A 21739-nucleotide genomic window follows, 5' to 3' on the forward strand; every position below is an offset into this window, starting at 1 on the left:
GGCCGGTCGTCACGCCGGCTCCGTCAGCGCCAGGAATGCGCCCAGGTCGACCAGGCCCGCCGGCGTGCTGGGCAGGTACTCGGTCAGCGACGCCGACCGCACGATGACTGCCGCGTACTGGGCCCGGCTGATGGCCACGTTGAGCCGATTCCTGTTGAGCAGGAACGAGATTCCCCGCGGCACCACGTCCGCGGAGGAGGCGGTCATCGAGACGAACACCACCGGTGCCTGCCCGCCCTGGAACTTGTCCACGGTGCCCACCCGGACCCCGCCGAGGCCCGCAGCGGCCAACCGTTGGCGCAGGAGTGCCACCTGCGCGTTGTAGGGCGCCAGCACCAACACGTCGGAGGCACTCAGCGGTCGCGTGCCGTGTTCGTCGGTCCAGGGCGCGCCGAGCAGCCGCCCGACCTCGGCGGCGATCGCGTCGGCCTCCTGCGGGCTCTCCGTCGAATTGCCGTGGTGCGCAACGGTCAGCGTGCGCACGCCGGGCGGGTATCCGGCGAGGCGCCGGGCCGCGGTGCAGTCGTGGGATTGCAGCCTGCCTTCATACGACAGCGCGGAGACCGCGGCGCAGACCGCGGGATGCATGCGGTACGAACAGTGCAGGAAGTAGCCGCGCTCGTCCGGCAGGGTGCGCCGACGCTCGACCAGCCAGTCGAGCGCGGAGGTGTCGACCGGGTCGGGGTGGGTGCCCTGGCTCACCTGCGGCAGCTGCTGGGGGTCGCCGAGCAGCAGCAGGTTGGCCGCCGACGGCGCCACAGCGACGGTGTTGGCCAGACAGAATTGGCCGGCCTCGTCGATCACTAGCAGGTCCAGGGCGCCCGGCGGCACCCGGTTGGCGTTGGCGAAATCCCATGCCGTGCCGCCTACTACGCAGCCCGGGGTGCCGGCGATGAACGTGCCGTAGGCGTTGCCGTCGATTTCCTGCCAGCGTGGGGCGCTGTGGCCGTTGCGCTTCTTGGCGACCCGCGCCGGGTCCAGCCCGGCGTCGATCACGCAGTCCAGCAGGTTCTCCACCGTGGCGTGCGATTGCGCGACCACGCCGACGCGCCAGCCGTGATCGGTGGTCAGCCGCCCGATCACGCGCGCGGCGGTGTGCGTCTTGCCGGTGCCCGGCGGCCCGTGCACCGCCAGGTACGACGAGTCCAGGTCCAGCACCGCGGCCGTGATGTCGGTGACGGTGTCGGAGCCTCGCGGCAGGGCGGAGCCGCTTCGCGTGCGGGGCGCGCGGCGCAGCAGGATGTCGAGCGCGGCGCTGTGGGGTAGCCGAGGCAGGCCGGCCGCCACGGCGGCGGCGGTCGCCTCGATCGACTCCCGCAGCGCGGTCGTCGGAATCGGCGGGCCGGGGGTGAGCGCGAACGGCAGCTGGTGAAACGTCTTGCCGTCGTTGCCCACTCGTTCGACGATGGTCACCTCGGTGGGCAGCGCCGGATCGTCGGCCTCGATCACGGTGGCGCGTCCGGCCGCCCGGCGGTCGGGATTGTCGGCCATGCCGGGCGGGGCCGGCGGGTCGTAGAGCGCGAAGACCTCGGCCGTCAGCTCGCCGCGGGCCAGCTCGCCACGCAGCCGCACCCGCCGCTGCGGCTTGCGCGCGCGGGGCGGTGTGTTCCAGTCGACGCTGACCGACGCGTGCTCGGCGAGGAAGACGTCGGTGTCGTCCGCCCATTCCTCGATGGGGAAGTTCAGTCGGTCAAAGTGCGCCCACCAGAACGGCTTATCCTCGCGCCGGTGGTATCCGCGCGCCGCGGCCAGGAGCGCGACCGCCGTCTGTTCGGGCGTGCGCTCGCCCGCCGCGGCATCGCCGGTGAACGCCGACAGGGTCACCGAAAGCCGGTCGCGGTCCTCGACGCTGTTGCCGTCCCGCACGGGCTGGGCGCCGATCGGCACGACGCCGGATTCGTAGGCGCGCAACATCAACCAGTTGCGCAGTTCCTGCGTCGAGCGGCAGTCGTAGTGGTTGTAGTCCTCGATCTCCTTGAGCACGGACGCGGCCTCGTCGCTGCGGCCGTCCGCCCGCAGTTCGCAATAGCGGGCGTAGGAGGTGATCGAACCGGTGGCCGTGGTGACGTCGCCCGCCCGCAACTGCGCGCCCATGTAGAGCGGTTCGAGCGCCTTGAGGCTGAACGACTCCGCGCCCACTCGAATGCTCTTGCGCACCAAAGGGTAAAGGTCGACCAGCGTCCCGCTGCGCAGCAGCTCGTCGACCTGATCCTCGCCGACGCCGTAGCGGCCGGCGAGCCGCAACAACGCCGTCTTCTCGTACGGCGCGTAGTGGTAGATGTGCATGTTCGGCCGGCGCTTGCGCCGCTTGGCCACCATCGCCAGGAAATCGGTCAGGGCCTTGCGTTCGTCCGCCCGGTCGTGCGCCCACAACGGGCGAAAGGCGCCGGCCGGCCCCGCTTCCAAAACGCCGAACAGGTATTCCAACCCCCATTCCCGCCCGTCGACGGTCCACAGCGGGTCGCCCTCGAAGTCGAAGAACAAGTCGCCCGGATCCGGCTCGGGGAGCAGCGTCAGCGGCTGCGGATCGACGATCTCGTAGTGCGGTGTTCCGGTTTCGCGTTGGCGGACTTGGAGTTTCGCCTGGGCGGTCAATTTGCCGAGCGCGCTCGGCGCCAGGTCTCCCACGGTGCCGGTGTGCCGGGCCAGCTCGGCCACCGTGACGATTCCGGCGTCGATCAGCTTGTCGCGCTGGGCCACTCGCATGCCGGCCACCAGCAGCAGGTCATCGTGGGCCTGCAACTGCTCGGTGCACAGGGGGCAACGGAAACATGCGCCCACGCCTTCGTCGTCCCAGCGCACCGCGGCGCCGCCGGCGTGGTGCTCATCGAGGAGCCGCTGCAGCCGCGCGCGCTGGGAGCGGTAGACGGGAATTAGATCGTGCACGCGGTAGCGCGCGGCCGTGCCGTCGCCCAGGTGCAGTTCGGCCTCGGGCGCCACCGGGACACCCGAGGCGCCCAGCGCGTCGGCGTAGGCGGCCAGCTGCAACAACGCGGTGACGTTGGCCGAGCGGGCCAGCTTGGTGTCGACGACCCGGTAGCGCCTGTCGTCGCGCACCAGAAAGTCGGCGAAGCCGACGAAGCGCCCGTCGAACATGGCGGCCTGGTAGACGGCGGGCGCGCCGGCGGCGATGGCCTTTCGGGTCGCCTCGGCCGCCGCCGCGAGGCCGGCGGGCGTGTAGGCCGGGCGGCCGATGATCGCGAGCCCGTCGCCGTACTGGGCACGCAGCCGGTCCAATTCGCGTCGCTCGTGCTCGTTTCCGAGCATCGCGGTGCGGGCGAGAAGGTCGTCCTCGGCGGTGGCGACGGACCCCCGGCCGAGCTTCGCGTCGAAATCCCGCAGCAGGGCGTACTCGCATCGCGCGGCGGCGGCGAGATCCGACGCGCTGTAGACGATGCAGTCGCCGGTGACGAACACAGCAGCAACTGTAGGGGAGGGGACCGACGCAAAGGCGGCTCCGGCTAGCGACCCGGGGCGTTGCCGATCAGCTCGACGAAATTGCCGTTCCAGTGGAACCGGACGTCGGTGGTCAACCCGTTGATGCCGCTCGGGTAGGTCAGCGCCACCGTGTCGCCGGTGGTCTGCGCCGGGTCGACGCCGTTGAACCCGTAGGTGTCGGGCACCCCTTGCGGGATGAACTGCCCGAGATGGAACAGCACCGCGCGGGTCGTCGGGTTCACGGCGTTGGTGTTGGCCTTGATAATCACCGCGGACAGCTGGGCGCACTGGTTGTAGTTGCCGGCCAGCGGTTCCGGGTTCCAGGGTTGCTGGCTGCGCGGGTCGCGCGGCAACTCGGAGACCGCCTTGGCGATGACGGGCGACGCGAGGTTGACCGCGCACGGGTCGGCCGGCGCGGCGACGCTGCCGGGCGGTGCGGCGGCGGACGGCTGGGCCGGGGCGGTGATGGACGGGGTCTCGCTGGTCGTCGTGGCCTGCGGCGTCTTCGCGACGGTGGAGTCTCCCGAACCACAGGCGGTCAACGTCATGGCGATCAACGCGACGGCGGCCGAGCCGGTCAGTGGCTCGGTACGGCAAGGTAGCGACCACACATCGCGCACCGTACCGTCATCGCGCGCCCGGGTGTGCCAGGCATGGCCGGGGCTCGCGCAACTGTGCCGATGATCACCCGAGCCTGACCACTAGACCTCGATGGTGGTGACCCGCAGCGCTCGGCTCCGCCGAGTTCGCGGTCACCACTAGACTCCATGGACGATGAACCACCCGGACAGCTCGCCCGAGGCTGCCTCTACGACCTTTGCCGACCTGCAGATCCACCCCGCCGTCCTGCGGGCGATCGGCGACGTCGGCTACGAGTCGCCCACCGGCATCCAGGCCGCGACGATTCCGGCGCTGATGGCGGGCTCCGACGTCGTCGGGCTGGCGCAGACCGGCACCGGCAAGACGGCGGCGTTCGCCATCCCGATCCTGTCCAAGATCGACGTCACCAGCACCGCGACCCAGGCGCTGGTGTTGGCGCCCACCCGGGAGCTGGCGCTGCAGGTGGCCGAGGCGTTCAGCCGCTACGGGGCGCACCTGCCGAAGATCAACGTGCTGCCGATCTACGGCGGCTCGTCGTACAGCGTGCAACTGGCCGGGCTACGGCGCGGCGCCCAAGTCGTGGTCGGCACGCCCGGCCGGGTGATCGACCACCTCGAGCGCGGGACGCTGGACCTGTCCCGGGTGGACTACCTGGTGCTCGACGAGGCCGACGAGATGCTCACCATGGGTTTCGCCGAAGACGTCGAACGCATCCTGGCCGACACCCCGGAGTACAAACAGGTCGCCCTCTTCTCGGCGACCATGCCGCCGGCGATCCGCAAGCTTACCACCAAATACCTGCACGACCCGTTCGAGGTCACCACCAAGGCCAAAACCACCACGGCCGAGAACATTTCGCAGCGCTATATCCAGGTCGCCGGCCCGCGCAAGATGGACGCGCTGACCCGGGTGCTCGAAGTGGAACCGTTCGAGGCGATGATCGTCTTCGTGCGCACCAAGCAGGCCACCGAGGAGGTCGCCGAAAGGCTGCGCGCCCGAGGGTTTTCCGCGGCCGCCATCAACGGCGACATCCCGCAGGGCCAACGGGAGCGGACCATCGCCGCGCTGCGCGACGGCGGCATCGACATCCTGGTCGCCACCGACGTGGCCGCGCGCGGGCTGGACGTCGAGCGGATATCGCACGTGCTCAACTACGACATCCCGCACGACACCGAGTCCTACGTGCATCGCATCGGCCGCACGGGCCGGGCGGGGCGGTCGGGAACCGCGCTGTTGTTCGTCTCTCCGCGAGAACGCCACCTGCTCAAGGCGATCGAGAAGGCGACGCGGCAGACGCTCACCGAGGCCGAGCTACCCACCGTCGAGGACGTCAACGCCCAACGAATGGCCAAGTTCGCCGATTCCATCACCGCAGCGCTGGGCCGCCCGGGCATCGACCTGTTCCGCAAGCTGGTCGAGGATTACGAACGCGAGCACGACGTGCCGCTGGCCGACATCGCCGCGGCGCTGGCGTTGCAGTCCCGCGACGGCGAAGAGTTCTTGATGGCGCCCGAGCCGCCGCGCGAACGACGCGAGCGGCACACCGAACGCCGGGAGCGTACCGAAAGGCCAAGGCAGGACCGGTCTTTCGCCACCTACCGCATCGCGGTGGGCAAGCGCCACAAGATCGGCCCTGGCGCGATCGTGGGCGCCATCGCCAACGAGGGCGGCCTGCATCGCAGCGATTTCGGCCACATCGCGATCGGGCCCGACTTCTCGCTGGTGGAATTGCCGGCCAAGCTGGGAAAGTCGACGCTGAAAAAGCTCGAGCACACCCGCATCTCGGGGGTGCTGATCAACCTCCAGCCGGACCGGTCTTCGACCAAGCCCCGCGGCCGGGACGGTGGGAAGCCGCGCAGGAAACACACCGGATGACCCTGTCCGAAGAGCAGGACGCCCAGGGCGGACTCGAGCAGACCGCACACGTCGACCGCGTCGCGGCGCTGACCGGCATCCGCGCCGTCGCGGCCCTCCTCGTCGTCGGCACCCACGCGGCCTACACCACCGGCAAGTACACGCACGGGTATTGGGGGCTGGTGGGTTCCCGGATGGAGATCGGGGTGCCGATCTTCTTCGTGCTGTCCGGCTTCCTGCTGTTTCGTCCGTGGGTGAAGTCCGCCGCGACGGGCGCGCCGGGGCCGTCGGTGAGTCGCTATGCGTGGCACCGGGTTCGGCGGATCATGCCGGCCTACGTCATCACGGTGCTGTTCGCCTACGTGCTGTATCACTTCCGCGAAGCGGGACCCAACCCGGGGCACACGTGGCTGGGCCTGGCGCGCAACCTGACGCTGACGCAGATCTACTGCAACGGCTACCTGGGCAAGTATCTGCATCAGGGCCTGACCCAGATGTGGAGCCTCGCGGTGGAAGCGTCCTTCTACGTGATCCTTCCGGTGTTGGCCTACGTGCTGTTGGTGTGGGTCTGCCGGCGGCAATGGCAGCCGAGACTGCTGCTGGGCGCGCTGGCCGCGATGACGCTGATCAGCCCGGCCTGGCTGGTGCTCGTACACACCGACCACTGGTTTCCCGACGGCGCACGGCTGTGGCTGCCCACCTACCTGGCCTGGTTCCTCGCCGGGATGCTGCTGGCGGTGCTGCAGGCGATGAACGTGCGCGGGTACGCCTTCGTGGCCATACCGCTGGCCATCGTCTGCTACTTCATCGTGTCGACTCCGATCGCCGGCGCGCCCACCACATCGCCGGCCACGCTGAGCGAGGCCTTGTTCAAAACCTGCTTCTACGCGGTGATCGCCGCGCTCGCGGTGGCGCCGCTGGCGTTGGGCGATCAGGGCTGGTACTACCGGCTGCTGGCCACCCGGCCGTTGGTGTGGCTGGGGGAGATCTCCTACGAGATCTTCCTGATCCACCTGATCACTATGGAATTCGCGATGGTCTACATCGTGCGCGCGCACGTCTACACCGGCCCGATGCTGAACCTGTTCCTCGCGACGCTGGTGCTGACCATCCCGCTGGCCTGGCTGCTGCACCGCTTCACCCGCGTGCGGACCTGAGCCGACGCGGCGCCTACCGGCGGGCGGAAACCGGCGTCACGATCGGGACGACGAACTCCTCGATCATCGCCCGCTCGTCGGCCTCGTCACGGCCCGGGAACTGCAGCAGCGAGGTGATCACGCGCACCACCCAGCGCGCCCGGCGCTCCACGGCGGCGGGGTCTTCGGGCCCGAGCGAGCCGACGAACGCGGCCGCCAGGGCGGTGATCACCTCGGACTGCCCGGCCACCTCGGCGCCGATCGGCGGCCGGGTGACGGCGAACCACGCCGCCAGCGCGCGGCTGTCGCGCACCATCCGCAGCGTGGCGGTGATGCTGGCGACCAGCCGCTCGCGGGGATCGTCGACGCCGCCGATCTGCTCCTTGATCGCGCGGCTGAGCCGACGCGTTTCCCGGTGCACGTAGGCGGTCCGCAGCGCCTCGCGGTTCTCGAAGTACCGGTACAGCGTCGCGCGGGAACACCCTGCCGCCCTGGCGATTTCGTTCATGCCGATCGAGGCCTGGTCGCGCTCGGTGTAGAGCCGCTCGGCCGCGTCGAGGATCCGGTCGGCGGCCGCTTCGCTGCGGTGCGCGCCCAGCCAGTCGGTGGGCATCAGGACCGCACCCGGATCGGCACCGACAGCGGGCGCCGCACATAGCTTCCGCCCGACCAGACGATCGCGGACTCGTCGACCTCGAAATCCGGGCAGCGGGTGAGCAGTTCGGTCAGCGCGACCCGGGATTGCATCCGCGCCGCCGCGGCGCCCAGGCAATGGTGCGCGCCGTGGCTGAAGGTCAGGATGTTGCGGGGGCGGCGGGTGACGTCGAGTTCGCCGGCGTCCGGTCCATACTGGCGCTCGTCCCGGTTGGCCGACCCGTACAGCAGCAGCACCTTGCGCCCGGCGGGAATGGTGGTGTCGCCGATCGTCACGTCGCGGGTGGTCGTGCGGGCCAGCCCCTGCACCGGCGAGGTCAGCCGCAGCAGTTCCTCCACCGCGTCGGGGATCAGTCGCAGGTCGTCGGCAAGCAGCCGCCGCTGATCGGGGCGCTGGTGCAGCAAAGGCATTGAGCCGCCGAGCATTCCGGTGGTGGTGTCGTTACCGCCGGTCACCATGGTGAACGTGAACGCCAGCACCGACAGCGTGCCGGCGATGTCTCCGTCGGCGCCCACCCCGGCGGCGACCAGGTGCGAAATGGTGTCGTCCTCGGGCTCGGACCGACGGCGCTCGATCAGGCCGGTGAAGTAGGCCATCATCGACCCGACCGCGTCACCGACCGTTTCCAGCGCCCCGGCCAGGCCGCTGTCGCTGGTGTTCGCCGCGACGATCACGTCCGTCCACCAGTCGAATTGCGCCCGGTCGGGTTCGGGGACGCCGAGGTAGTGCGCCACCACCATCGAGGGCAGCGGCTTGAACAGCTCGGCGACGATGTCGCCCCCGCCGTTCGCGCGCAACCCCTCGATGCGCTCGACGACGAAGTCTCGGACCTTGGGCTCGACCGCCTCCACCTGTCGTGGCGTGAAGCCGCGTGAGACGAGTTTGCGAAATTCGGTGTGTACCGGGGGATCCTGCATCACAAACGGTGGGTTGTCTTGCAGGCCAATCATTTCCAGGTCGCCGTAGTTGACCGTCAGCCCCTGCGCGGAGGAGAAGGTCTCATGGTCGCGCGCCGCGGCCCACACGTCGGCGTGCCGGGACAGCACGTAGTAGTCGTGGTCGGGCCGGTTGGCCGGCACGACATGGTGCACCGGATCGTGGTCGCGCAGCGCGCGGTACATCGGCCAGGGGTTCGGCCACGTGTCGGCGGTGGCCAGCTCGAACGCGACGGGCGCGTGGTGAGACATAACCGCAGCCATGTCTCATTCGTACGACAACATGCGCTAGATGTCAAACGGCCGGTCGCCAAAGCCCGGCCCGCGGGCCTTCCAGCGCACCGGGAACTAGATGCCAGACCCCGGGTTGAGGATGCCCTGCGGGTCGAGGGCCTGCTTGATGCGCCGGTTGAGATCCATCACCTCGGGCCCGAGGTAGCCGGCCAGCCACGGCCGCTTGAGCCGGCCGACGCCGTGCTCGCCGGTGATCGTCCCGCCGAGCCCGACGGCGAGGTCCATGATCTCGCCGAAGGCGAGGTGGGCCCGCTCTGTCATCGCGGCATCCGCGGGGTCGTACACGATCAGCGGGTGCGTGTTGCCGTCGCCGGCGTGCGCGATCACCGAGATCGTCAGGTCCCGCTCGGCGGCGATGCGAGCGATGCCGGTGACCAGCGCGCCCAGCGCCGGCAGCGGCACCCCGACGTCCTCGAGCAGCAGCGACCCCTTCGCCTCCACCGCGGGGATGCAGAACCGGCGGGCGGCGACGAACGCCTCGCCCTCGTCGGGATCGTCGGTCGAAAACACCTCCGTCGCACCGCTTTCCGCGAACACCGCGGCCATGATGGCGGCATCCTCGCTGCCGGCCCGCCCGCGCTCGTCCGACCCGGCGACCAGCATGGCGGCCGCCCCGCGGTCCAGGTCCATGCGCAGGGTGTCCTCGACGGCGTTGATCGCCACCGAATCCATGAACTCCAGCATCGAGGGTCGCAGCCGCGCGGTGACCCCGAGCACCGCCTCGACGGCCGCGTCGACCGTGGCGAAGCCGGCCACCACGATGCTCGACGCGTTCTGCTTGGGCACCAGCCGCAGCGTGACCTCGGTGACGACGCCCAGCGTGCCCTCGCTGCCGACGAACAGCTTCGTGAGGCTAAGGCCTGCAACGTCTTTCAAGCGCGGGCCGCCGAGCCGCACCGCCGTGCCGTCGGCCAGCACCACCTGCATGCCCAGCACGTAGTCGGTGGTGACGCCGTACTTCACGCAACACAGGCCGCCGGCGTTGGTGGCGATGTTGCCGCCGATGCTGCAGATCTCGAACGACGACGGATCGGGCGGATACCACAGGCCGTGCTCGGCGACCGCCTGCTTCACCTCCGCGTTGAACAGCCCGGGCTGGCACACCGCGGTGCGGGTCACCGGGTCGACGGTGATGTCGCGCATCTTCTCCGTCGACAGCACGATGCCGTTGTCCAGCGCGGTGGCCCCGCCGGACAGGCCGCTGCCGGCGCCCCGGGTCACCACCGGGACCCCGTGCGCGGACGCCCAGCGCAACACGGTCTGCACGTCCTCGGTGTGCCGCGGCCGCACCACCGCCAGCGGTTTGCCGGCCGACGGATCGAAGGCGCGGTCCTGGCGGTAGCCCTCGGTCACGGCCGGGTCGGTGACGACCATCCCGTCGGGCAGGCCGGCAATCAGCTCGGCCAGGACGTCAGCACTCACGACCCGATCCTACGGGCCCGTCCGCGCTGTACAGTTGACCGATCCTGGAAGGGGCACGGTGTTCGGACGCAAAGATCTCAGCAAAGTCGGCACCCGTGCGTTCGCGGACGTCCTGGCCGCCGAGCAGTCGGCGATCTCGGTCACCGTGGGCAACCCGAACCTGGTCAACGACACCGAGGTTCGCTGGAAGCTGCTGCTGCGGGTCACGCCCGAGGGCGAAGCGCCGTTCGAGGCCAGCGTCACCGCGCTGCTACCTCAGCTGAGCCCGCCGCGGCCGGGTCTGAGGCTGGCGGTGTTGTTCGACCCGAAGGACCACAGCCGCGTGCAGCTCGACCACCGGCCGGTCGCCACGGCCGACGCGGCCATCGACGCCGTGACGGCGGCCCGCCCCGACCTGGCGGGCGCCCAGGTCATGGGCATGCCGATGACCGACGTCATCCGCCGAGCCATCGCCGACCCCGCCGCCTTCCGCGACGAGATGATGCGCCGCGGCGCCGAGATGCAACAGCAGGCGCTCGGCGCGATGCAGGCGGCGCAGGCCCACCAGAGTGCGGACCCGGTCGATCGGCTCGAGAGGCTGGCCGCGCTGAAGGACCGCGGACTGCTCACCGACGAGGAATTCGAGCAGCAGAAGCGCAAGATCCTCGGCGAGTGACGGATCACCGCGGGGAATCCGCGGCGACTTCCGGCGCGCGGTCCAGCTCCCGCAGCGACGGCAGGCCGCAGGCGATGAGGCCGACCAGCAGGATCGGCACCGCCAACGCCAGGAACGTGGCCCGCAGCCCGGCGGCGTCGGCCAGCGGACCCGCCACCAGCAACCCCAACGGCCCGGCGGCGTACATCAGGCCGGTCATCACGCCCACCACCCGGCCGCGCAGATGCTGCGGGGCCCGGGTCTGCATGACGTAGTTGTAGATGGGCTGGATCGGCCCGTAGACCAGGCCAGTGACCCCGCAGAGCACCAGGATGACCGGCAACGGCGGCAGGAACGCGATGCCGACCGTCGCCGCGCCGAAGGTCAGTGTCGCGGTCAGCACCGCCGTGCGTCGCCGGGTGTGTTTCGACAGTGCCGCGTAGCCGAGCGCGCCCGCCACGCCGCCGACCCCGAGCGCCATCAGCGCCCAACCCAGCTGCGCCGGTTGGTGGTGGTCGGAAAAGTATTTGGGAAACAGCACGCTTTCCATCGGCAGGTACAGCGCGGTCACGACCAGGTCGATCAGGCCCAGCGTGCGCAGCACTCGCAGGTTCCAGACGAATCGCAGGCCCTCGGCGATGCCGGACACCAACCCCTCGGGCCGGGTCGCGTGGTGTGGCCTGCCGGCGCCCTCGAGCCGCAGCACCGCGACCGCCAGGAAGGACAGCCCGAACAGCCCGGCGGTCACCCACATCGTGTTGATGCCGCCCACTGTGGCGATCATCAGACCGCCGATGCCCGGGCCGACGATGTACGCGAGGTTGAGAATCGCCTCGTAGATGCTGTTGGTGCGGTCCAGTGACCAGCCGGCGCGGGCGGCGGCCTCCGGCAGCATCGACTGGCGCGCCGTCGTGCCGGCCGGGTCGAAAGCGGCGGCGAGAAACGCCAGCACGGCCAGCTCGACCAGGTTGATCGCGGCCGACCCGAAAAACCAGGCGGTCAGCGGCACGGCGGCCACCGCCGCGCAGGACAGCGCATCGGAGACCAGCGAGACCCGGCGGCGCCCGAAGTAGTCCACCGCGGTGCCGGCGACCAGCGTGGCGACCACCAGCGGGAGCGTCATGCAGGCGGCCACGATCGACGCGTCCTTGGCGCTGTCGTGGTGCTGCAGCGCCAGCCACGGGAACGCGACGATCGAGATGCCGGTACCCGCAGTCGCCGTCAGCGTGGCGAACAGGATGAGGAACGTCGGGCCGCCGCTTTTCATGGGATATCGCGGCTGAATCTAGCGCCAAGGCGGTATTGGCGGCGACCGATTTTTTCCGGCTACTGCAGGATGTTCATGTGCTCGCCCACCCTCGTACCGGTCAGGCCTTCGATTCCCCGGTGGTTCCCGGCAGCGGATGGCCGGGGGATCCGGCCACCCCGCGGACCCCGGTGGCGGCCGACGCGGCACAGGTCGCCGCGCTGGCGCCGAACGTGGCGTCGATCGCCGAACTCGACGCCCTGATCAGCGTGTGCCGGGCCTGCCCGCGGCTGGTCGACTGGCGCGAGGACGTGGCCGTGCTGAAACGCCGCGCCTTCGCCGACCAGCCGTATTGGGGCCGGCCGGTGCCCGGCTGGGGGTCCGAGCGGCCCCGGCTGCTGATTGTGGGGCTGGCGCCCGCCGCGCACGGCGCCAACCGCACCGGGCGCATGTTCACCGGCGACCGGTCCGGCGACCAGCTCTACGCGGCGCTGTACCGGGCCGGGCTGGTGAACCAACCGACCAGCGTGGACGCCGCGGATGGGTTGCGGGCCAACCGGGTTCGCATCGCGGCGCCGGTGCGGTGCGCGCCGCCGGCCAACGCCCCGACGCCGGCGGAGCGGGACACCTGCTGGCCCTGGCTTCAGGCCGAATGGCGGCTGGTGGCCGAGCACGTGCGGACGATCGTCGCGTTGGGCGGCTTCGCCTGGCAAATCGCGCTGCGGCTGCCGGGCGCGACCGCGATGCGCAAGCCGCGGTTCGGCCACGGGGTGGTGGCGCAATTCGCGCCCGGTGTGCGGCTCCTCGGCTGCTACCACCCCAGCCAGCAAAACATGTTTACCGGTAGGTTGACACCAGCAATGCTCGACGACGTGTTCCGCGACGCAAAGAGGCTGGCAGGTATCAAGTGACCGACGTTCTGATTTCCGGCGCCAGTGTGGCCGGTGCGACGGCGGCTTATTGGCTTGGACGGCATGGCTATTCGGTCACCGTGGTGGAGCGCCACGCCGGGCCGCGGCCGGGCGGTCAGGCGATCGACGTGCGCGGGCCCGCGCTGGGGGTGCTGGAACGCATGGGCCTGCTGGCCGCCGCCCAGAAGCGCAAGACGCAAATTCGGGGCGCTTCCGTCGTCGACCGCGACGGCAACGAACTGTCCCGCGACACGGAGTCCACCCCTACCGGAGGGCTCATCGACAACCCCGATATCGAGCTGCTGCGGGATGATCTGGTCGAATTGCTTTACGGCGCAAGCCAATGGACGGCCGAATACATCTTCGACGACACCATCACGGAGTTGGACGACGACGGCGAGGCCGTCAATGTCACCTTCGAACGCGCCCCCGCGCGCAGCTTCGGCTTGGTCATCGGTGCCGACGGATTGCACTCCAACGTGCGCCGGTTGGTGTTCGGCCCCGAGGAGCAGTTCATCGAGCGGCTGGGCACTCACGCGGCGATCTTCACGGTGCCCAATTTCCTCGACCTGGACCACTGGCAAACCTGGCATTACGGGGACGCCACCATGGCCGGGATCTACAGCGCGCGCAACAACACCGAGGCGCGGGCCATGCTCGGCTTCATGGACGCCGACCTGCGGATCGACTACCGCGACACCGCGGCGCAGTTCGCCGAGCTGGAACGGCGGATGGCCGACGACGGGTGGGTGCGTCCCCAGCTGCTGGAATACATGCGCAGCGCCCCCGATTTCTACTTCGACGAGATGTCGCAGATCAAAATGGATCGCTGGTCCAAGGGCAGGGTCGCGCTGGTCGGCGACGCCGGATACTGCTGCTCGCCGTTGTCGGGCCAGGGCACCAGCGTCGCCCTGCTGGGCGCCTACATTCTCGCCGGCGAGCTGGCGGCCGCGGGTGACGACTACGAACTCGGGTTCGCCAACTACCACAAGGAGTTCAACGACTACGTCAAGCGCAACCAGTGGCTGGTGGTCGACAACATCCCGGGCGGGGCGCCGATACCGCAGGAGGTCTTCGACCGCATCGTCAGCTCGATAACCCTCAAGGACTACTGACAGCCCTTCGGCCGAGCAGACGCAAAATCACCCGCCACGCCGCGCGGGCGTGCGATTTTGTGTCTGCTCGCGCCACCGAGCCGGGAACGTTCGCGAGCCGAAGGGCGTTGACGCCAACGTGCGACTTTCCGTCCTTGATCTGGTCCCGGTGCGCACGGACCAGACGACCGCCGACGCGCTCGCGGCGACCGTGCAGCTGGCGCAGGCCGCGGATCGGCTGGGTTTCACGCGGTACTGGGTCGCCGAGCACCACAACATGCCGTCCGTCGGCGCCACCAGCCCGCCGGTGCTGATCGCCTACCTGGCCGCGCAGACCACGCAGCTGCGGCTGGGGTCCGGCGGTGTGATGCTGCCCAATCACGCGCCGCTGGCGGTGGCCGAGCAGTTCGCGCTGCTGGAGGCCGCCGCCCCCGGCCGCATCGACCTGGGCATCGGCCGGGCGCCCGGCTCCGACCCCGTCACGTCGTACGCCTTGCGGGGGAGTCGCGGCGACGAAGACATCGAGCGCTTCCCCGATTACCTCGACGACGTCGCGGCGCTGATGAGCGCGCGCGGCGTGGTGGTGCCGCTGCGCTCGGGGGACTACCGGCTCAAGGCCACCCCGGCGGCGGCCGGCGAGCCGCGGCTGTGGCTGCTGGGCTCGTCGATGTACTCGGCGCACCTGGCCGCCGCCAAGGGGCTGCCGTATGTGTTCGCACATCACTTCTCCGGCAACGGAACCGAGGAAGCCCTCGAGGTCTACCGGTCCCGGTTCAAGCCGAGCGCCGTCGCGACCGAGCCGGTGACATTCCTTACCGTCAACGCCGCCGTGGCCGAAACCCGGGACGAGGCAACGGCTTTGATGTTGCCGAACCTGCAGATCATGGCGAAGCTGCGCACCGGCCAGCCCCTCGGGCCGGTGCCGCTGGTCGAGGAGGTGCAAGGCGCGGAGCTGACGCCGCAGCAACAGCACATCGTGGAAAGCGGGCTGCGACGCGCGGTCCTGGGCACGCCGGCCGAGGCCGCCGAACAGCTGCGGGCCCTTGCGCAGCGGTTCGACGTCGACGAGGTGATGGTCAACCCGGTCGCCTCGGCTCGCCGCGGCACCGACCCGGCCACCGGGCCGGCGCGGGTGGCGACCCTGGAATTGCTGGCCAAGGAACTGTTCTAGTCCGTCACGGCGGACCGGTCGGGATCGACATCCTCGGCGGCCGCCATCCGGCCGGTGATCCAACGCCGCAGCTCGTCCGGTGGCAGCGGCGGACTGTGCACGAAGCCCTGGGTGATGATGCGGCCGTAACGTCGCAGCGCGCGCAGCGTGGCCTCGTCCTCGACCCCCTCGGCGACCAGATCGGCGCCCAGGTTCTGCGCCAGGTCCACGGTGGACTCGACGATGGCGACCGATCGGGGGTCCTGCGCCAGCCGCGCCACGAATCGCCGGTCCAGCTTGAGCTCGTCGACCGACACGTCCTGCAGGCGGGCCAGCGACGACCATCCGGTGCCGTAGTCGTCCACCGAAATGCGAACCCCGAGAACCTGCAGGGCGGCGACGGTGTTGCGGGAGCGATCCGAGTCGACCAGGGCGCTCTCGGTGATCTCGATGATCAGTGCGTCGGCCGGCAAACCGTGAGTGCGCAGCAGCCGTTCGATGGTGACCGCGAGGTCGAGGTCGAGCAGGTTGGTCGTCGACAGGTTGACCGCGACCGCCAGCGGGATCCCCCCGTCGCGCCAGGACCGAATCTGCTCGAGCGTGAGGTTGATGGTGCGGTTGGCGACCGTGCGCATCAGGCCGGCGCGTTCGGCGGTCGGCAGGAATTCCTCGGGCAACAGCAGGCCGCGGGTCGGGTGTTGCCAGCGCAGCAGCGCCTCGACGCTGTGAACGCTCCCGTCGGCCGCGTTGACCTTGGGCTGGTAATGCACCGTCAGTTGGTCGCCGTCGATGAGCGCGGCGCGCAGCTCGCGAACCAGGTTGGGATCGTGGTCGCGATCCATCTCGAAGGAGGACTCGTACACCGCGATCTTGCTGATCGCGGACTTGGCGTGCGGGATCGCCGCCTCGGCGCGATTCAACAGCTCCTGCGGATGGTCGCAATGGTCGGGGTACAGCGTGATCGCGATGCAGGCTTCAATCTGCACACTGATCGCGTCCAACTCGAACGGGATGCTCATGCCTTCGAGCAGCCGGCCCGCCTGGCCGCGCGCGGCGGCCAGGTCCGACCCCTCGCCCAGCAGGATCGCGAATTCTTCGTCGCTCACCCGCGCGAGCAGATCGTCGCGACGGGCGTTGTGCGTGAGTCGGTTTGCGATGTGCCACAGCAGCTCGTCACCGAAGTGGCGGCCGACGGAGTCGTTGATCTCCCGGAGCCGGTGCAGGTTCAGCAACAGCAGCGCGCGGCGCGACGACGCCTTGCCCGGCGACGCCGACGCCGACAGCGCGGTCAGGGCGGTCGCCAGCGAGCGACGATTGGGCAGGGCGGTCAACTGGTCCGTCATGGCCTGCTTGTGGCTTTCGGCCAGCAGGCTGACGTCCCGGAAAGTCACCGAGAACCGCGCGGCGACCGCGACGAGGCTCAGCGCGGCCAGGGTCGAGGCGAGCCGCGAATTGTGCCCCAGGACCGCGACGCCTAGCGCGACGACGGTGCACGTCACCGGCACCGCGTAGGAGGCGAGGCCGCGCCGCGGCGTCGGCGCCGCCGACGACCAGCGCGCCCAGCTGGCGATCGCCACCAGCAGCGACGACGCCGGCCAGAGCGCGTCCAGCGTGGTGCCCACCCGGTACGAGCCCGCCGAAGTCTCGAAGAGGTAGGCGGTGTCCGCGATCGCGAAACCCACCAGCCCGGCGACGAGGAAGGCCCAGCGAAATTCGTTGCGCCAGCCCAAAAGTGGCAGCATGCCGACGGCCAGGGCCAGCAGCACCAGATCACCCCACGGATAGATCAGACCCACCAGCACGGTCGCCGGCACCCGGGCCGCGTCGGCGTGCATGGGTCCGGCCCGCAGCGCCGCCCCCACGGCCGCCACGGCCAACGCGCAGACCAGGGAATCGAGGCGGATGGGCATCGGCACCCGTCGCAGGTGCGATCGCATCAGCAGCAAGATGCCGGCGAAGACGAACGGATAGAACGCCAGGTATTCCGGGTCCGCGACCGACGGGGATTTGCCGTTGGGCACCCACACCGCGTAGACGACGTCACCGAGCGCCGAAACTGCCATGCCGGCGGCGATCAGCGACCACGCGAGCCGGTCGGCCCTGAGTCGGTACGCGCGGACGGCGATCAGCGCGGCCGCCAGCAGGTTCAACGCCGAATACAGGGATTTGGCGAAGAAGACGCTGTGGCTGGCGTTCGGGAAGAGGAGGCTGGTCACGGTGAACGAGACGACACCAATTGCCAAGACGGCCAAGGCAATCCGGATCGGCGTCGGTGGCCACCGAATGCCGTCGATAGTGTCGGGCGGTTGCGCCGGTCTTGGCGTCGCCACCTCGACGACCCGCCTGAGCGCCGGCTCGGTCCCGGCCTCCGCGAGCCCGGCCGCCCCCTCGGCCGGTTCGGTGTTCTGGGCCGTCGCGAACGAGTACGCGAGCGGAAGGTCGGGCACGAAGCTGCGAACGCATTGCCCGCCTTCGCGTTTCGCCGTGTACATGGCCAGGTCCGCGTGGCGCAGCAGTTGTTCGACGTTGCAGTCCGTCCCGGCGGCGGCCACCGTGAAGCCGACGCTGGGTCGCACCGGGATCGGGACGCCGTCGATCACGATCGGGCTGTCGAACGCCTTGAGCACTCGTTCCGCCGCGGCCTGCGACTCCTCGACGGAACCCTCCAACAGCGCGGCGAATTCGTCGCCGCCGAGGCGAGCGGTGACGCACTCGCCGTCCAGGACGGCGGTGAGCCGCCCGGCGACCTGAACCAGCAATTCGTCGCCGGCCGGATGGCCGAGGGCGTCGTTGACCGATTTGAAGTCGTCAAGGTCCAGGCTCAACACCCCGATGGGCGCGGGCTCCCGACTCCGGCGGGCGACGGCCTCTTCCAGCCGCTGCAAGAAATAGGCGCGATTGGCCAGACCCGTCAGGCTGTCGCGAAACGCCTCCCGCGCGACCTCGGCCAACAGGCTCTGGTTCTCCCTCAACACCACGAGCTGCCGCGCGAGCACCGCAGCCACCAGAACCCCGAGCGCGAACAGCAACGGCCCGTGCGCCATGTAGCCCACCGCGCGGCCCAAGCCGACCCCGGAGGCCAGCAGCAGGGGCAGGTAGGGCAACCACAGGCGGGTTCGCGACCGGATCTCCTCGGCGCGCGACGTCGGCAGCGGCGACTCATTGACGCTGGCCAGCGCGGCCATCGCGATCATTCCCAACCCGACGACCCGGCCCAGGTCGACCAGGTCGCTGACCTGATAGCTACCGATGCCCGTCTTGAAGACCATGGCGATGTCGGAGACGCTGATCGTCGCGACGCCGCCGGCCAGCAGGTTCCGGCTCGGGATGTCGCCGGAAACGCCCCGCGCCAGCAGCAGGATCGCCATGGTCAGCAGGACGACGTCGTTGAACACCTCGGCGACAGTCGTCACCCGCGACCCGGTGTCCTCGCTGAGCTGCTTGTCGAGCACGAACACCCACGAGACCACGAACAGTGACGTCGCCACGATCAGCCCGTCCAGCACCAGTCGCCGCGGGCTGTTGCGGGACACGCGCGACAACAGCACCAGAGCCGCGATGGCGCCGAACGGCCACAGCAGCAGCACGATCTCGGCGGCGGCGGGGTCCGTGGCGTGCGCGACCCTCGGCCGCACGTCGTAGACCGCCCAGATGACCTCCCCGACCGCCCAGCCCAGCAGGGCCGTCACCATCGCCAGCCAGCCGTACCGCTGCCGCCCGGTCGCGGCGCGCGCCGCGTAACCGGAGCACGCCGCCCCGAACAGCAAACAAATCGCGAGGGCGATTTCGTCGACCGGCCGGGTCGCGTACGCCCCCTCCCAGCCGGCGACGGAGGAGGCGACCACCAGCGCGGCCGCGAAACTGTACGTAGCGGCGTGCAGCCATCCGAGGCGTGCGGAAACCCCGAGCCGCCGCCAGGGATTTCCCGCCCAGGGTTTCATGCCCGCTCCAGCCGATCCCGCCGTGCGGTGAGCTAACTGTTCACCGCGTGCTAGTGGAGAATAAACCTCCACGCTGGCTTCGGGTCAGCGCCGCGTCAGGACCACGACCGGAATCGGCCGCGAGGTCTTGCTCTGGTAGGCCTTGTACCGGTCGCCGTTGTTCTTGTTGACGATCTGCCACAGCCGCCCGTAGTCGGGGTCGTCCGGCAGCACCGGCCGGGCCGTCACGGCGAAACGCTTGGGGCCGACGTTGATCTCGACGTCCGGATTCTTGCGCAGGTTGTGATACCAGCCGGGTGCGCGCGGGTCGCCCCCCTTGGACGCGACGATCAGGTAGTCGTCGCCGTCGCGGGCGTAGGTGAGCGCCGCCGTTCGGGCCTGGCCCGTCTTGGCGCCGACGGTGTGCAGCAGCAGGCTCGGTATCAACAGCATGCGGTGACCGATCCAACCGTTCGTCTTGCGATAAACGTTGTCGTGCACACGCAGAATCTGGGGCAGTAACCCTTGCTCGACCCAGGACGGAAGCGCCATTCGCCCAGTATTACTGGCTGGCGTCGATGCGGGCCAGTGCCTCCCGCAGGATGCGCCCGGTGGCTTCGCGGTCGGGGTCGCGCCGCAGCAGCATCCCCTTGGCGACCGAGAGCTTGTCGCCGTTGCGGCGGGGCAGGACGTGCAGGTGGATGTGGAACACCGTCTGGAAGGCGGCGCTGCCGTCGTTGACGGCGATGTTGGTCGCGTCGGCCAGTTCGGTCGCGCGGGCGGCGCGGGCGATCCGTTGGCCGATGGTGATCATGCCGGCCAGCGTCTCCGGCGGCGTATCGGTCAGATCCACGCTGTGCCGTTTGGGGATCACCAGCGTGTGTCCGCGGGTGAAGGGGCGGATGTCGAGGATCGCCAGGAAGTCGTCGTCCTCGAAGATCCGGATGGCCGGGGCCTCCCCGGCGACGACCGCACAGAACACGCAGGACATGTCGCCCACGGTACTGGCTGGCCCGAAGCGGGGGATACGCTGCCGCAGTGGACGCTCGCGACGTTGCCTTCGCAGGCGCGGCCGCCCAGGCGCGGATGCTGGCCGACGGTGAACTGACGGCGCCCGAGCTGCTCGAGATCTACCTGGACCGGATCGCGCGGCTCGACAGCCAGCTGCGCTGCTACCGCGTCGTTCTCCCGGACAGCGCGCGCTACGAGGCGGCCGCCGCGCAGGACCGGCTGGACGCGGGCGAGCGGCTGCCGCTGCTCGGGGTTCCGATCGCGATCAAGGACGATGTGGACGTCGCCGGCGAGGTGACGACGTACGGCAGCGGCGGGCACGGGCCGGCGGCGGCCTCCGACGCGGAGGTGGTGCACCGGCTCCGCGCCGCGGGTGCCGTCATCATCGGCAAAACCAACGTGCCCGAGCTGATGATGTTCCCCTACACCGAGTCGCTGACCTTCGGTGCCACCCGCAACCCGTGGAACCTCAAGCGCACGCCGGGCGGCAGCAGCGGCGGAAGCGCCGCCGCGGTGGCCGCCGGGCTGGCTCCGCTGGCGTTGGGCTCCGACGGCGGCGGCTCCATTCGCATTCCGGCGATCTGGTGCGGCCTGTTCGGCGTCAAACCGCAACGCGACCGGGTCTCGTTGGAGCCGCACGACGACGCCTGGCACGGCCTGAGCGTCAACGGTCCGCTGGCCCGGTCGGTGCTGGACGCCGCGCTGTTCCTCGATGCGACGTCGACGGTGCCGGGGCCCGAGGGGGAGTTCGTCGCCGCGGCGACGCGCGAGCCAGGAAAACTGCGAATTGCCTTGAGCACCAAGTCGCCAACGCCGCTGCCGGTCCGGGTAGGCAAGCCGCAGCTGACGGCGGTCGAACAGGCCGGCGCGTTGCTGCGCGATCTGGGCCACGAGGTGATCACCGCCGACCCCGACTATCCGCCGTCGGCGATCATGACCAATTACCTGCCCCGGTATCTGCGCGGCATCAGCGACGACGCCGATTCGCTGGCCCACCCCGAGCGTCTCGAAGCGCGTACCCGCAACGTGGCGCGCGCCGGTTCCTTCTTCTCCGACCGGCGGATGACCGCCCTCCGCGACGCGGAGCCCGCGGTGAGCGCCCGGATTCAGTCGATCTTCGACGACGTCGACGTCGTCCTCACGCCGGGCAATGCGACGGGCCCCTCCCGCATCGGTGCCTACCAGCGCCACGGTGCGGTGTGGACCCTGCTGGCGGTGGCGCAACGCGTTCCCTACCAGCAGGTCTGGAACCTGACGGGGCAGCCGTCGGCGGCGGTGCCGTGGGACTTCGACGGGGACGGCCTGCCGATCGCCGTGCAGCTGGTGGGCCGGCCGTACGACGAAGCCACGCTGTTGTCGCTGGCCGCGCAGATCGAAACCGCCCGGCCGTGGGCCCACCGGCGACCGCCGGTGTCATAGGGTGATCGTTTTCCACGCCG

16 protein-coding genes are annotated in these 21739 nt (G+C 70.1%); 7 read left to right on the forward strand and 9 right to left on the reverse strand.

Features of this window, described 5'->3' with window-relative positions; genetic code table 11:
- Nucleotides 1–9: 9 nt before the first annotated feature.
- Both A5702_RS18265 and A5702_RS18270 read right to left on the reverse strand, forming a co-directional pair.
- Nucleotides 10–3417: a TM0106 family RecB-like putative nuclease gene (locus A5702_RS18265; RefSeq protein WP_068222460.1), complete on the reverse strand. Its 3408-nt coding sequence runs from the start codon at nt 3415–3417 to the stop codon at nt 10–12.
- A gap of 44 nt (nt 3418–3461) precedes the next feature.
- Entirely contained in the window at nt 3462–4058 is a 597-nt protein-coding gene (locus tag A5702_RS18270; protein WP_068222462.1) for an LppP/LprE family lipoprotein, read from the reverse strand.
- Between the two features lie 154 nt (nt 4059–4212).
- On the opposite strand from A5702_RS18270, the gene A5702_RS18275 reads away from it, so the two are divergent.
- Together A5702_RS18275 and A5702_RS18280 are read left to right on the forward strand one after the other, a co-directional pair.
- On the forward strand, nt 4213–5913 hold the full coding sequence (locus tag A5702_RS18275; protein WP_068222464.1) for a DEAD/DEAH box helicase: 1701 nt from the start codon (nt 4213–4215) through the stop codon (nt 5911–5913).
- Nucleotides 5910–7049 (forward strand): acyltransferase, encoded by a 1140-nt coding sequence (locus A5702_RS18280; RefSeq protein ID WP_068222466.1) that lies wholly within the window; start codon nt 5910–5912, stop codon nt 7047–7049. Before A5702_RS18275 ends, A5702_RS18280 begins: the two co-directional genes overlap by 4 nt.
- Nucleotides 7050–7062: 13 nt before the next feature.
- Here the strand turns inward: A5702_RS18280 and A5702_RS18285 are convergent, their stop codons facing one another.
- The 3 genes from A5702_RS18285 to A5702_RS18295 all read right to left on the reverse strand — a co-directional run bounded on the left by A5702_RS18285 (nt 7063) and on the right by A5702_RS18295 (nt 10334).
- Complete coding sequence (locus tag A5702_RS18285; RefSeq protein ID WP_156669671.1) at nt 7063–7644, reverse strand: TetR/AcrR family transcriptional regulator; 582 nt, start codon at nt 7642–7644, stop codon at nt 7063–7065.
- The gene (locus A5702_RS18290) at nt 7641–8882 is read right to left on the reverse strand and encodes a cytochrome P450 (RefSeq protein WP_197506622.1); all 1242 of its coding nucleotides are present in this window, start codon (nt 8880–8882) and stop codon (nt 7641–7643) included. Before A5702_RS18290 ends, A5702_RS18285 begins: the two co-directional genes overlap by 4 nt.
- An 84-nt stretch (nt 8883–8966) precedes the next feature.
- A complete protein-coding gene (locus A5702_RS18295) occupies nt 8967–10334 on the reverse strand; it encodes an FAD-binding oxidoreductase (RefSeq protein WP_068222473.1) in 1368 nt (455 codons plus the stop codon).
- 58 nt (nt 10335–10392) lie between these two features.
- Between A5702_RS18295 and A5702_RS26755 the strand changes: the two genes are divergently transcribed.
- A complete protein-coding gene (locus A5702_RS26755; protein WP_068222475.1) occupies nt 10393–10989 on the forward strand; it encodes an SHOCT domain-containing protein in 597 nt (198 codons plus the stop codon).
- Between the two features lie 4 nt (nt 10990–10993).
- Here A5702_RS26755 and A5702_RS18305 read toward each other — a convergent pair whose 3' ends face one another.
- A complete protein-coding gene (locus A5702_RS18305; RefSeq protein WP_055403716.1) occupies nt 10994–12235 on the reverse strand; it encodes an MFS transporter in 1242 nt (413 codons plus the stop codon).
- A gap of 62 nt (nt 12236–12297) precedes the next feature.
- On the opposite strand from A5702_RS18305, the gene A5702_RS18310 reads away from it, so the two are divergent.
- The 3 genes from A5702_RS18310 to A5702_RS18320 all read left to right on the forward strand — a co-directional run bounded on the left by A5702_RS18310 (nt 12298) and on the right by A5702_RS18320 (nt 15390).
- Nucleotides 12298–13125, forward strand: coding sequence for a uracil-DNA glycosylase (locus A5702_RS18310; protein WP_068222489.1), 828 nt, complete (start codon nt 12298–12300; stop codon nt 13123–13125).
- The gene (locus A5702_RS18315; RefSeq protein ID WP_068222479.1) at nt 13122–14240 is read left to right on the forward strand and encodes an FAD-binding protein; all 1119 of its coding nucleotides are present in this window, start codon (nt 13122–13124) and stop codon (nt 14238–14240) included. The genes A5702_RS18310 and A5702_RS18315 overlap by 4 nt, the downstream gene beginning before the upstream one ends.
- A gap of 118 nt (nt 14241–14358) precedes the next feature.
- Nucleotides 14359–15390 (forward strand): LLM class flavin-dependent oxidoreductase, encoded by a 1032-nt coding sequence (locus A5702_RS18320; RefSeq protein ID WP_068222483.1) that lies wholly within the window; start codon nt 14359–14361, stop codon nt 15388–15390.
- Here the strand turns inward: A5702_RS18320 and A5702_RS18325 are convergent.
- From A5702_RS18325 to A5702_RS18335, 3 genes are all read right to left on the reverse strand, one after another.
- Nucleotides 15387–19310 (reverse strand): bifunctional diguanylate cyclase/phosphodiesterase, encoded by a 3924-nt coding sequence (locus A5702_RS18325; protein ID WP_082956115.1) that lies wholly within the window; start codon nt 19308–19310, stop codon nt 15387–15389. The two genes, A5702_RS18320 and A5702_RS18325, sit on opposite strands and share 4 nt — an antisense overlap.
- Nucleotides 19311–19394: 84 nt before the next feature.
- A complete protein-coding gene (locus A5702_RS18330) occupies nt 19395–19841 on the reverse strand; it encodes a nitroreductase family deazaflavin-dependent oxidoreductase (protein WP_068222485.1) in 447 nt (148 codons plus the stop codon).
- Between the two features lie 10 nt (nt 19842–19851).
- The gene (locus A5702_RS18335) at nt 19852–20280 is read right to left on the reverse strand and encodes an HIT family protein (RefSeq protein ID WP_068222496.1); all 429 of its coding nucleotides are present in this window, start codon (nt 20278–20280) and stop codon (nt 19852–19854) included.
- 47 nt (nt 20281–20327) lie between these two features.
- On the opposite strand from A5702_RS18335, the gene A5702_RS18340 reads away from it, so the two are divergent.
- Entirely contained in the window at nt 20328–21719 is a 1392-nt protein-coding gene (locus A5702_RS18340; RefSeq protein WP_082956116.1) for an amidase, read from the forward strand.
- The last annotated feature ends 20 nt before the right edge of the window (nt 21720–21739 follow it).

Origin of the sequence: Mycobacterium sp. E3339, assembly GCF_001666915.1 — a bacterium.
Taxonomy (GTDB): Bacteria; Actinomycetota; Actinomycetes; order Mycobacteriales; family Mycobacteriaceae; genus Mycobacterium.

Bases quoted from the DNA above. Each gene is read 5' to 3' on its own strand.
- A5702_RS18275 (WP_068222464.1), top strand. From the start codon at position 4,213: ATGAACCACCCGGACAGCTCGCCCGAGGCTGCCTCTACGACCTTTGCC.
- A5702_RS18290 (WP_197506622.1), bottom strand. From the start codon at position 8,882: ATGGCTGCGGTTATGTCTCACCACGCGCCCGTCGCGTTCGAGCTGGCC.
- A5702_RS18335 (WP_068222496.1), bottom strand. From the start codon at position 20,280: ATGTCCTGCGTGTTCTGTGCGGTCGTCGCCGGGGAGGCCCCGGCCATC.
- A5702_RS18330 (WP_068222485.1), bottom strand. From the start codon at position 19,841: ATGGCGCTTCCGTCCTGGGTCGAGCAAGGGTTACTGCCCCAGATTCTG.
- A5702_RS18280 (WP_068222466.1), top strand. From the start codon at position 5,910: ATGACCCTGTCCGAAGAGCAGGACGCCCAGGGCGGACTCGAGCAGACC.
- A5702_RS18305 (WP_055403716.1), bottom strand. From the start codon at position 12,235: ATGAAAAGCGGCGGCCCGACGTTCCTCATCCTGTTCGCCACGCTGACG.
- A5702_RS18325 (WP_082956115.1), bottom strand. From the start codon at position 19,310: ATGAAACCCTGGGCGGGAAATCCCTGGCGGCGGCTCGGGGTTTCCGCA.